12 protein-coding genes are annotated in these 12,100 nt (G+C 43.8%); 10 read left to right on the top strand and 2 right to left on the bottom strand.

Going from position 1 to position 12,100, the window contains the following annotated elements; genetic code table 11:
- Positions 1 to 2 precede the first annotated feature (2 nt).
- The 6 genes from hisC to hisIE are packed head-to-tail and all read left to right on the top strand — an operon-like array spanning position 3 to position 4,929.
- On the top strand, positions 3 to 1,109 hold the full coding sequence (gene hisC, locus AACS92_RS06960; protein ID WP_099110664.1) for a histidinol-phosphate transaminase: 1,107 nt from the start codon (positions 3 to 5) through the stop codon (positions 1,107 to 1,109).
- Positions 1,106 to 2,173, top strand: coding sequence for a bifunctional histidinol-phosphatase/imidazoleglycerol-phosphate dehydratase HisB (gene hisB / locus AACS92_RS06955; RefSeq protein WP_099110663.1), 1,068 nt, complete (start codon positions 1,106 to 1,108; stop codon positions 2,171 to 2,173). Before hisC ends, hisB begins: the two co-directional genes overlap by 4 nt.
- A 12-nt stretch (positions 2,174 to 2,185) precedes the next feature.
- Positions 2,186 to 2,776 carry an imidazole glycerol phosphate synthase subunit HisH gene (hisH, locus tag AACS92_RS06950; protein WP_099110728.1) on the top strand — a complete coding sequence of 197 codons (591 nt, stop codon included), beginning with the start codon at positions 2,186 to 2,188 and terminating at the stop codon, positions 2,774 to 2,776.
- A 4-nt stretch (positions 2,777 to 2,780) separates the two neighbouring features.
- Positions 2,781 to 3,518, top strand: coding sequence for a 1-(5-phosphoribosyl)-5-[(5-phosphoribosylamino)methylideneamino]imidazole-4-carboxamide isomerase (gene hisA, locus AACS92_RS06945; protein WP_099110662.1), 738 nt, complete (start codon positions 2,781 to 2,783; stop codon positions 3,516 to 3,518).
- Positions 3,500 to 4,276, top strand: coding sequence for an imidazole glycerol phosphate synthase subunit HisF (hisF, locus tag AACS92_RS06940; protein ID WP_099110661.1), 777 nt, complete (start codon positions 3,500 to 3,502; stop codon positions 4,274 to 4,276). The genes hisA and hisF overlap by 19 nt, the downstream gene beginning before the upstream one ends.
- On the top strand, positions 4,270 to 4,929 hold the full coding sequence (gene hisIE / locus AACS92_RS06935; RefSeq protein ID WP_099110660.1) for a bifunctional phosphoribosyl-AMP cyclohydrolase/phosphoribosyl-ATP diphosphatase HisIE: 660 nt from the start codon (positions 4,270 to 4,272) through the stop codon (positions 4,927 to 4,929). The genes hisF and hisIE overlap by 7 nt, the downstream gene beginning before the upstream one ends.
- Positions 4,930 to 5,020: 91 nt before the next feature.
- Here hisIE and yiaY read toward each other — a convergent pair whose 3' ends face one another.
- Entirely contained in the window at positions 5,021 to 6,172 is a 1,152-nt protein-coding gene (yiaY, locus tag AACS92_RS06930; RefSeq protein ID WP_099110659.1) for an L-threonine dehydrogenase, read from the bottom strand.
- 178 nt (positions 6,173 to 6,350) lie between these two features.
- Here yiaY and AACS92_RS06925 point away from each other — a divergent pair, with 178 nt between their 5' ends.
- Both AACS92_RS06925 and AACS92_RS06920 read left to right on the top strand, forming a co-directional pair.
- Positions 6,351 to 6,899 carry a YbaK/prolyl-tRNA synthetase associated domain-containing protein gene (locus AACS92_RS06925; protein WP_141554485.1) on the top strand — a complete coding sequence of 183 codons (549 nt, stop codon included), beginning with the start codon at positions 6,351 to 6,353 and terminating at the stop codon, positions 6,897 to 6,899.
- A gap of 52 nt (positions 6,900 to 6,951) precedes the next feature.
- On the top strand, positions 6,952 to 7,080 hold the full coding sequence (locus tag AACS92_RS06920) for a hypothetical protein (protein ID WP_255398518.1): 129 nt from the start codon (positions 6,952 to 6,954) through the stop codon (positions 7,078 to 7,080).
- 101 nt (positions 7,081 to 7,181) lie between these two features.
- Here AACS92_RS06920 and gndA read toward each other — a convergent pair whose 3' ends face one another.
- Positions 7,182 to 8,588, bottom strand: coding sequence for an NADP-dependent phosphogluconate dehydrogenase (gene gndA, locus AACS92_RS06915; RefSeq protein ID WP_099110658.1), 1,407 nt, complete (start codon positions 8,586 to 8,588; stop codon positions 7,182 to 7,184).
- A gap of 278 nt (positions 8,589 to 8,866) precedes the next feature.
- On the opposite strand from gndA, the gene AACS92_RS06910 reads away from it, so the two are divergent.
- Positions 8,867 to 10,447, top strand: coding sequence for a TerC family protein (locus tag AACS92_RS06910; protein WP_099110657.1), 1,581 nt, complete (start codon positions 8,867 to 8,869; stop codon positions 10,445 to 10,447).
- 177 nt (positions 10,448 to 10,624) lie between these two features.
- Positions 10,625 to 12,100 (top strand): phage tail protein (locus tag AACS92_RS06905; protein ID WP_099110656.1); only part of this gene is annotated, 1,476 nt, incomplete at its 3' end.

Here is a 12,100-nt window from a genome sequence, read left to right as displayed (position 1 = left end):
TAATGAGCACTGTTTTTGATGTCACTTCACTGGCAAGAGAAAATATCCGCAAATTAGTCCCTTATATGTCAGCCCGTCGTTTGGGTGGCAATGGTGATATTTGGTTAAATGCCAATGAATATCACGCCGCACCTGATTTTCAGTTCTCTGAAAAAACACTCAACCGTTACCCTGAATGCCAGCCTGCGACAGTTATTCAGCGCTATGCTGATTATGCTGGCCTGCAACCAGAACAAGTACTTGTCAGCCGAGGAGCGGATGAAGCAATCGAACTGCTGATACGTATTTTTTGTGAGCCGGGCAAAGATGCAGTTATGTTTTGTCCACCAACCTATGGCATGTACAGTGTCAGCGCTGAAACCTTCGGTGTCGCACAGAAAAAGATCCTCGCGGGCACAGACTGGCAGCCAAATATAACGGCCATCAAAAATAATCTGGATCGCGTCAAATTAATCTATATCTGTAGCCCGAATAACCCAACAGGTAATTTGATTGCTCCCTCTACGTTACGCCAGATCCTCGAACTGGCCCGTAATCGTGCCATCGTTGCTATTGATGAAGCCTATATCGAATTCAGCCTGCAGAATACTACCACTCGCTGGCTAAAAGAGTATCCACATCTGGTAATTTTGCGAACCCTCTCGAAAGCTTTTGCTTTAGCAGGGCTGCGTTGTGGATTTACGCTGGCTTCTGCCGATATTATCGCGCTAATGTTGAAAGTGATCGCTCCATATCCCATTGCTACACCTGTTGCAGATATCGCGGCACAGGCTTTAACAGCATCAGGCATACGGGTAATGCAGGAGCGGGTAGAAGAAATTATTGCCAATCGCGCTTATCTACAGGACGCACTTGATAAGCTGATATTAGTGGAGAAAGTATTTCCCAGTGAGACTAACTATATTCTGGTGAGGTTCACCAATGCTGAATTTGTATTCAGGGCATTATGGGATCAGGGCATTATTCTTCGTGATCAACAAAAGCAACCGGAGCTGGAAAATTGCCTGCGAATTACTGTTGGCAGTCGTCGTGAATGTGAGCAACTGATCACCGCCATTGACGCTCTTTGCAAACAAAATCAACAAGTACAGGAAACAGAGAATCCATGAGCCAGAAAATACTTTTTATTGACCGCGATGGCACGTTAATCACTGAACCACCAACGGATTATCAGGTTGATCGCCTTGATAAGCTGGCATTTGAATCCGGGGTGATCCCTGCTCTGTTAGCCTTACAGAAATCCGGTTATAAGCTGGTCATGGTCACTAATCAGGATGGACTAGGTACAGACAGCTTTCCGATGACTGATTTTGAACCACCTCACACACTGATGATGCAGGTATTTTCTTCACAGGGAATTCAGTTTGAAGAAATATTAATCTGTCCTCACAAACCCGCAGATAACTGTAACTGTCGTAAGCCAAAACTCGGGTTAGTAGAAAAATATCTGGCTGATGGAATGTTGGATACAAAAAATAGTTACGTTATCGGTGATCGGGAAACAGATCTGCAATTAGCCCGGAATATGGGAATTCAGGGTCTTCACTATCAGCCTGAATCATTCGGCTGGTCAGCAATTTGTGAGCACTTAACCCGCAAGGATCGTTATTCCAGTGTAAACCGCACAACCAAAGAAACAGCCATCAATATTGAAGTCTGGCTGGATCGTGAAGGAAAAAGCCGCATTAATACAGGGGTAGGCTTCTTTGACCATATGTTGGATCAAATTGCCACTCATGGTGGTTTTCGTATGAACATTCAAGTTGATGGTGATCTTTATATTGATGATCACCACTCTGTTGAAGATACAGGCCTTGCTCTGGGGGAAGCGCTGAAACAGGCATTGGGTGACAAACTCGGTATTGCCCGTTTCGGTTTTACTCTTCCAATGGATGAATGCCTTGCCCGATGTGCGCTGGATATTTCCAGCAGACCACACCTTGAATATAAAGCTGAATTCAAACATCAGCGTGTCGGGGATTTGAGCACAGAAATGATCGAACATTTTTTCCGCTCACTCTCTTATACCATGGGATGTACTTTACATCTGAAAACTAAAGGTAAAAACGATCACCATCGTGCCGAAAGTCTGTTCAAAGTTTTTGGTCGCACACTGCGGCAGGCTATCCGCGTCGAGGGCGATACCCTACCCAGCTCTAAAGGCGTTTTATAAGAGAGAATAATGATGAAAGTTGTTATCTTGGATACCGGCTGTGCCAACCTTGCTTCGGTCGCCTATGCCATTCATCGGTTAGGGTATGATCCAATAATCAGCCTTGATGCAGATGTTGTGAAATCAGCAGAAAAATTGCTCTTGCCGGGTGTCGGCACCGCTGCCACTGCAATGGCCCAGCTACAACAACGGGAGTTAATCCCTCTGATCACTTCCCTTACTCAGCCTGTTTTGGGTATTTGCCTAGGCATGCAGCTTCTGGCTGAAAGCAGCGAAGAAGGCGGTAATATCCCGCTACTGAAATTAATCAACGCTCCTGTAAAAAAAATGGCAACTTCTGGCCTGCCATTACCGCATATGGGTTGGAATCAGGTTAATTTTCCATCAGGGAATCCTCTGTTTCATGGCATTGAAAATAACGCCTATTTTTATTTTGTTCACAGCTACGCACTGCCCGTTGGTGAATACACCATTGCTCAAACAGATTATGGCAGCTTGTTTAGCAGCGCTATTTCAAAACACAATTTTTTTGGTGTCCAATTTCATCCTGAGCGTTCTGGTGCAGCAGGAGAACAGCTATTAAAAAACTTTCTGGAGATGTAACCCCATGATTATACCTGCATTAGATTTAATCGATGGCAATGTTGTACGTTTACATCAGGGGGATTATGGTCAGTGTCGAAATTACGGTAGTTCTCCCTTATCCCGTTTACAGGAATACGAACAGACAGGAGCTAAACTGCTGCATTTGGTGGATTTGACCGGAGCGAAAGATCCTGCCAAACGCCAGATTTCACTGTTACGCGAACTACTATCTGGCATATCGGTTCCAGTGCAGGTAGGAGGGGGGATCCGCTCAGAAAGCGATGTTGCTGCGCTCCTTGAAGCCGGAGCAAGCCGGGTTGTTATAGGTTCAACTGCGATCACTCAGCCAGCGTTAGTTAAGCAGTGGTTTGAGAATTATGGTGCGGAATCCATTGTGTTAGCGCTGGATGTCCGCATCAATACAGATGGTATTAAGCGAGTTGCTATCAGTGGCTGGCAGGAAAGCAGCGAAGCAACACTGGAACAGGTCGTTGACCAATATCTCCCTGTTGGTCTGAAACATGTTCTGTGTACTGACATTTCCCGCGATGGCACATTGAACGGTTCTAATATTTCACTCTATCAAGAGATTAGCCAACGCTATCCACAAGTTGCATTTCAGGCATCCGGAGGCGTTGGCAGTCTGGCCGATATTTCTTCTCTGCCTGCATCCGGTGTTACGGGTGTCATTGTCGGGCGCGCGTTGCTTGAAGGAAAATTTACACTGAAGGAGGCAATCCAATGCTGGCAAAACGCATAATTCCCTGCCTTGATGTTCGTGATGGGCAGGTAGTCAAAGGGGTACAATTCCGCAATCACGAAATTATTGGTGATATTGTGCCTCTTGCACAACGCTATGCTCAGGAAGGTGCTGATGAACTGGTATTTTATGATATCACCGCCTCTTCTGATGGTCGTGTTGTGGATAAAAGCTGGGTTGCAAAAGTGGCTGAAGTAATCAATATCCCATTCTGCGTCGCTGGCGGGATCAAAACAGTCGAAGATGCCGGGCAAATTTTATCATTTGGTGCAGATAAGATTTCTATTAACTCCCCAGCTCTGTCAGACCCTTCTTTAATTAACCGCCTAGCTGATCGCTATGGAGTGCAATGTATCGTAATCGGCATCGATACGTGGTTTGATGAAAAAAGTAATAACTATCAGGTATATCAGTTCACCGGAGATGAAAAACGCACCACAGCAACTGCGTGGCAGACTCTGGATTGGGTCAGGGAAGTACAGCAACGTGGAGCCGGTGAAATTGTCCTGAATATGATGAATCAGGATGGCGTTCGTAATGGTTATGATCTTACCCAGCTTAAACAAATTCGGGAAATCTGTTCCGTGCCTTTGATTGCATCAGGAGGAGCCGGCGCTCCGGTTCATTTTCTGGACGCCTTTAAACAGGCCAACGTTGATGGCGCCTTGGCTGCTTCGGTTTTCCATAAGCATATTATTAACATTGGCGAACTCAAACAATATCTGGCGGAACAAGGGGTTGAGGTAAGAATATGTTAACGATATCACCATTAACATCGCAGGAAATCGAAAAATTAGACTGGGAAAAAGTCGATAACCTGATGCCCGTGATCGTGCAGCATGCTGTATCTGGTACCGTACTGATGATGGGATATATGAATAGAGAAGCCCTGAATGCAACGCTAAATTCCGGCAAAGTCACCTTCTTTTCACGTACCAAACAACGGTTATGGACGAAAGGTGAAAGTTCTAGTTACTTTCTGGAGTTATCCGAGATTTATCCTGACTGTGACAACGATACTCTGCTTATCCTTGCCAATCCTATCGGCCCAACCTGCCATAAAGGGACTGAAAGCTGCTTTGGCCCAGCACAAACACAATGGGGTTTTCTTTATCAATTAGAGCAATTACTGGCAAGCCGGAAAAATGCATCTCCCGATAGCTCCTATACCGCCCGCCTGTATGCCAGCGGAACAAAACGCATTGCACAAAAAGTAGGAGAAGAAGGTGTAGAAACCGCATTAGCAGCAACTGTGAATGACCGGGAAGAACTCACCAATGAAGCGGCTGATTTACTCTACCATCTGTTGGTGTTACTCCAAGATCAAAATTTAGATCTGAGCTGTATTATCCGTCAATTACAAAAAAGGCATTCAGTTAAAGATAACGCGCCCTTTTCTGCTCAGGAATAAAGTTCAGAAAACAGAGCCACTTCGTTAAATGACAGCAACCGAATAAAACGAAGTGGCATTTTATGACTAAGGCCTATCTCTAGCTGGATAGCTACATAGCCTCTTCGAAAATGGCCACAATCTCTTCATGTGATGCCTGAATTGGGTTAGTGAACCCACAAGCATCTTTTAGTGCATTAGATGACAATACAGGCAAATCTTCCACTTTAACGTTCAATTCAGTTAATCCAGCTGGAATATTGACATCTTTTGCCAATCGGCGGATTTCCCGAATACAGGCTTCCGCGCCTTCCTGGTCAGAAACATTCTCGACATTTACTCCCATCGCAGCTGCAATATCTTTCAGGCGGGGTGCTGCAACTTTTGCATTAAAGCGCTGTACATGGGGCAACAAAACTGCATTACAGACACCATGTGGTAAATCATAGAAACCGCCCAACTGGTGAGCCATCGCGTGAACATACCCCAAAGAGGCATTATTGAATGCCATACCCGCTAAAAATTGGGCATAAGCCATATTTTCCCGCGCTTCCACATCACTGCCATTTTCAACAGCACGACGTAAATAACTGCTGATCATTTCCACCGCTTTCAACGCACAGGCATCAGTAATAGGGTTGGCCGCCGTAGATACATAAGCTTCAACTGCATGAGTCAGCGCATCCATCCCTGTCGCTGCGGTCAGCCCTTTCGGCATACCAATCATCAGAGAAGGGTCATTCACGGATAAAATAGGCGTCACGTTTTTATCCACAATCGCCATTTTGATGTGGCGCTCTACGTCCGTGATAATACAAAAACGTGTCATTTCAGAAGCTGTACCTGCTGTGGTATTGATCGCTATCAACGGCAACTGAGGTTTTGCAGAAACATCAACTCCTTCATAATCGCGGATATCTCCGCCATTTGCCGCAACCAATGCAATACCTTTAGCACAGTCATGCGGCGAACCACCCCCCAGCGAAATCACAAAATCGCAACTATGCTGATGCAAAATCGCCAACCCTTCTTCAACATTAATCGTAGTTGGGTTAGGATTCGTTCCATCATAAAGTGCACTTTTTATCCCTATATTAGTCAATAAATTCTGAACTTTCCCAACAACACCAATCTCGTTCAGTACTCGGTCAGTAACAATCAACGCCCGTTTGTAACCATAAGTTTTTGCTAACTGAATGGCCTCATTCAGACATCCTTCACCGATTTTATTCACTGGTGGGATAAAGAAAGTTGATATTGCCATTAGGAACTCCTTAGGTTTTACTGAGGTATCTCAAATATTGAATAAGAGAAGTGATTTATAATTTCTCACTTATCCACGTCAGTTATTTTGACTCAAATCAACCATCACAAGTGTAGGAATAAAAAATAAACGGAAATTCACTAAACTTCAAAAGGATAAAAATTTATTTAATAATCAGATGAATACAATTAAAAATATTCAGGATCAGGAGAGCATTTTGTTAAAAAATGATATTTTTGAACACCTTACTACCTTACTTGATACTAACCATGCCCGTTATCGGGTGATGGAACATGCTACTGGCGGGAAATCAGAAGAAGTCGCAAAAATACGTGGGACACAGTTAGGTCAGGGGGCAAAAGCTTTAGTCTGCCATGTTAAGGGAAATAATTATCGTCAATATATTCTGGCAATCTTACCTGCCGATCAGCAGGCTGATCTGGCAGTTCTGGCCAAGCAGGCAGGTGGCAACAGAGCATCACTGGCAAGCCCGAAAGAGGTTTCAGAATTAACTCGCTGTGTTTTTGGTGCCATTCCCCCCTTTAGTTTTCACCCTGATTTAAAGCTGATTGCCGACCCACTTTTATTCGAACGTTATGATGAATTGGCATTTAACGCTGGCAGCCTGGAACGATCAATCATTTTAAATACTGAAGATTACCGCCGTATCGCTATGCCTGAGCTAATTGCATTTCGCAAAGTGATTAATCAGCCAGACTTAACCTAGGTAAAATTCACGTTCTGCTATAATTCAACCAGACAAGATGAGTAATTATCCTATGAATAAATTGTTTATTTTGATAATGCTTGGTCTGGTTATTATTACCTGCATCATATTACTGAACAATATGCTTGATGCTCATCTCGATCATTGGATGGAGCATGTTGCCCACTGGCTGTTAAAATAGCAATCATTTCCCTGAATTTACTACTAGGAAATTACCTGTAAAAAAGGTGCTGAATAGTTCAGCACCTTTTTGAATAATAATCGTTAAATATTAACTTTCTATTATTCTAACCACTCGGTATGGAATACACCTTCTTTATCAGTGCGTTTGTAGGTATGCGCACCAAAATAGTCACGCTGTGCCTGAATCAGGTTGGCTGGCAGGACTGCGGAACGGTAGCTGTCATAATAAGAGATGGCAGCAGAGAATGTTGGAGTTGGAATACCATTCTGTACGCCATAAGAAACGACATCGCGCAGAGCTTGTTGGTATTCATCAGCAATTTGTTTGAAATAAGGTGCCAGCAATAGGTTAGCAATAGCCGGATTTTCGTTGTAAGCATCCGTGATTTTTTGCAGGAACTGAGCACGGATAATACAACCCGCACGGAAGATCTTAGCGATCTCGCCATAATTCAGATCCCAATTGTATTCATCGGAAGAGGCTTTCAGCTGTTGGAAGCCTTGCGCATAAGAAACAATTTTGCCTAAGTACAACGCACGACGGACTTTTTCAATAAATTCCGCTTTATCACCTGCAAATGGCTGCGTTTCTGGGCCTGACAGAACTTTAGATGCGGCAACACGCTGATCTTTCAGTGAAGAAATGTAACGTGCGAAAACTGATTCAGTAATCAACGTTACCGGAACACCCAAATCAAGAGAACTTTGGCTGGTCCATTTACCGGTTCCTTTATTGGCGGCTTCATCCAGAATGACATCAACCAGATATTTACCTTCTTCATCTTTCTTACGGAAGATATCAGCAGTAATTTCGATCAGATAACTACTCAGTTCGCCTTCATTCCAGCCACTGAATACTTCTGCCAGTTCCTGATTACTCAGGTTCAGTGAATGTTTCAGTAAAGAGTAAGCCTCAGCAATCAACTGCATGTCGCCATATTCAATGCCATTGTGAACCATTTTCACATAGTGACCGGCACCATCAGCACCAATATAAGTCACACAAGGTTCACCATCCACCTGAGCAGCAATCTCTTTCAGAATCGGCGCAACCAGCTCATAGGCTTCTTTCTGCCCACCCGGCATAATTGAAGGGCCTTTCAATGCACCTTCTTCACCACCAGAAACCCCTGTACCGATGAAATTAAAACCTTGTGCAGATAATTCACGGTTACGGCGGATAGTATCCTGAAAATAGGTATTGCCGCCATCAATCAGAATGTCACCCTTATCCAAGTGTGGCGTCAGAGATGCAATAGTTTTATCCGTAGCTTCACCGGCCTTAACCATCAACAGGATACGACGCGGTTTTTCCAGTGAATCGACAAACTCTTCAATGGAATAACTTGGAACTAATTTTTTCCCTGGATTTTCAGCGATAACTTCATCAGTTTTATCACTGGAGCGGTTGAAGATAGATACAGAGTAGCCACGGCTTTCAATATTCAACGCCAGATTGCGACCCATAACCGCCATACCGACAACACCGATCTGTTGTTTGGACATGAATAACTCCCGTCTGATAATGACTGCTATCTACCAAAGTGTTGTACATGTAACAATGTTGAGTACAACAAAATATAGTAGACAATTTGTTAATGAGATCACATGTTAACTCATGAATGGGCATTGGGGGTAGTTATTGATGCAATCGATATCGTCATACTGTTTTTTTGCTGAAAAAATTTCCAGCCGCAATAAATCATCTATTGATATTTTGACAGTCAATCCTCATTATTCAGGAGTCGGCACACGCCGTCACACTAAAAGGTAAAATAAACTGTATGGAATGGATCGCTGATCCGACGATATGGGCAGGTCTGGCCACTCTTATCGTTTTAGAAATTGTTCTGGGCATTGACAACTTAATATTTATTGCCATTCTGGCAGATAAACTACCGGAAAAGCAAAGGGATAAGGCAAGGCTCACGGGCTTATCCTGTGCTCTGTTAATGCGGCTTATCCTCTTATTCAGCCTCTCTTGGCTTGTCTCCCTGACAGCGCCATTGCTGACTCTGTGGGGTCATTCATTCAGCGCCCGCGATTCAATTATGCTGATTGGGGGAATATTCCTGCTTTTTAAAGCAACAATGGAACTGAATGAACGGCTGGAAGGAAAAAATCTGCATACCAATCAACAGCGTAAAGGAGCAAGTTTCTGGGCAGTAGTTGTACAGATTATTGTTCTGGATGCGGTTTTCTCACTGGACTCCGTGATTACTGCTGTCGGTATGGTTGATCACATTGGTATCATGATCGCTGCTGTTATTATTGCTATGATCCTGATGATATGGGCCAGTAAACCACTGACAAAGTTTGTCAACGCTCACCCGACCATAGTGATATTGTGTCTCAGCTTCCTGTTAATGATCGGCTTCAGTCTGGTTGCAGAAGGCTTTGGTTATCGTATTCCCAAAGGCTACCTTTACGCCGCCATTGGCTTCTCTATTATAATTGAAGCACTGAATCAATTTGCACAGTTCAACCGCCGAAAATTTCTGAGTGCTTCCCGTTCATTACGTGAAAGAACGGCAGAAGCGGTTCTGCATATTTTAAATGGTAAGCGTGAAAGAGCGAATCTGGATGATCATGCATCTAATTTGATTGCAGATCATGAAGAGCACAAAGAAGTCTTTGAACCACAGGAACGGCAAATGATTGCCCGTGTTCTTAGCCTTGCACAACGCACTGTCAGCAGCATCATGACTTCACGCCATGATGTCGTTTACCTTGATGTTCATTCACCCATGGACAAACTGGCTGTACTACTGAAACAAAAACCGCATACCCGGATTGTGGTTACAGATGAAAAAACCAGTGATGAACCACTGGGCGTCGTGCATGTGATCGATATTCTTAATCAACAGCTTACTCATCATCCCTTCGATTTGCGTCAGTTAGTACAGCAGCCATTAATTTTTCCTGAGTCTCTTTCCTTACTTCAGGCATTAGAGCAATTCCGTCAGGCTCAAACGCATTTTGCCTTTGTTGTTGATGAGTTCGGCTCTGTTGAAGGTATCGTTACGGTCACAGACGTAGTAGAAACGATTACAGGAAACTTACCGGTAGGTAGTGGTGAAATTGATGCCCGCCACGATATTCAGGTTACAGAAGAAGGGGACTGGATTGCTAATGGTTTTATGCCATTGGATGACTTGGTACTTTACGTTCCGCTACCGCTGGATGAGAAACGTGAATATCAGACACTGGCTGGCTTATTGATGGAGCATCTACAACATATTCCACAACTGGGCGAACAGCTAAAGATCGGTGATTATCTTTTTGAACCGATGGAAATCACCAGCCACCGCATCAATAAAGTGAAAATCACATCGCTGAAAGTGGAAAAAGAAATGGTCGAATAACCTATTAAATAGAGATATGACTTACTAAAAAACCGGCATAATGTCGGTTTTTTTAGTTCTGACAAATTTTATTATATCGATTTAATGTGAATTTTCAGATAATTAAGCCTTAAAATCTTACGTATGCAATTGTATGTCTTACTTCATTGACTTGTCATTCATAAATATGGGGGTTACATGAGTAATAAATATTTTGCATTATTGACGGATTCAGGCGCCAATAAACTGGAAAATGCAGCAACCTCAGGAAATAAGCTTGAAATCACGCATATGGCTGTTGGTGATGGGCATTTACCAACACCTCATGCCAATCAAAGCCAATTAATAAATGAAAAGCATCGTGCAGAAATTGACCGGCTATTCATCGATCCCAATAACCCTAACCAAATTATTGTTGAGCAGATAATTCCGGAAACTGAGGGTAACTGGTGGATCCGAGAAATAGGCCTGTTTGATGAAGATAATACGCTAATCGCTGTCGGAAACTGTGCTGCTCTGTACAAATCACAAATGCAGGAACAAACAGTTCGCATGGTTTTACCTATTGGTGATAGAAATTTAACTGGCTGGATAGCAGAACTAATTTCTGGCCTAGCCACTCGTAGTTATGTCAGAGGGAAAATTAGAGATCATGCAGAAAGTCGTAATCATCCCGATGCCACATTAAAAAATAAAGGTTTTGTCATTCTAAGTAATGCTGTAGACAGTAATAGCGAAGCTCACGCAGCTACATCCAAAGCTGTGAAATCCACCCATGAATTAGCCCAGAAAGCCTATAATTTAGCTGACCAAGTTAATGCCATGAATAAATGGGTTCCGCTAACCCGTAAGATCAACCATAAAGAGCTGGTCAATGATATCAATCTAAACGCAGCGGACGTAGATGCCTATAACAAAGCCGAGACCGATGCGCTGATTTCACCCATTCAGCAGGACGTCGCACAGGCAATGAAACTGGCAGATACCGCTAACCAAAATGCTACCAGCGCCATCAACAATGCGGAAAGCAAAGTCCCGTTAACCCGTAAAATTAATGATAAAGAGCTGGTCAATGATATCCGCCTGATCGCAGCGGACGTGGATGCCTATAACAAGACTGAAACCGATGCGCTGATTTCACCCGTTAAGCAGGACGTCGTGCAGGCAATGAAACTGGCAGATACCGCCAATCAAAATGCCACCAGCGCCATCAACAATGCGGAAAGCAAAGTCCCGTTAACCCGTAAAATTAATGATAAAGAGCTGGTCAATGATATCCGCCTGATCGCAGCGGACGTAGATGCCTATAACAAGGCCGAAACCGATGCGCTGATTTCACCCGTTAAGCAGGACGTCGTGCAGGCAATGAAACTGGCGGATACCGCCATCAAGGAGGCAGAAAACAAAGTTCCGCTAACCCGTAAGATCAACCATAAAGAGCTGGTCAATGATATCAATCTAAACGCGGCGGATGTGGATGCTTATAACAAGACTGAAACCGATGCACTGATTTCATCCATTCAGCAGGACGTCGCACAGGCAATGAAACTGGCAGATACCGCTAACCAAAATGCTACCAGCGCCATCAACAATGCGGAAAGCAAAGTCCCGTTAACCCGTAAAATTAATGATAAAGAGCTGGTCAATGATATCCGCCTGATCGCAGCGGACGTA

Source organism: Xenorhabdus sp. KJ12.1 (genome assembly GCF_963876495.1).
Lineage (GTDB): Bacteria > Pseudomonadota > Gammaproteobacteria > Enterobacterales > Enterobacteriaceae > Xenorhabdus > Xenorhabdus stockiae.
Note: the sequence above shows the minus strand (reverse complement) of the source record. Positions and strands in the feature narration are given on the sequence as shown.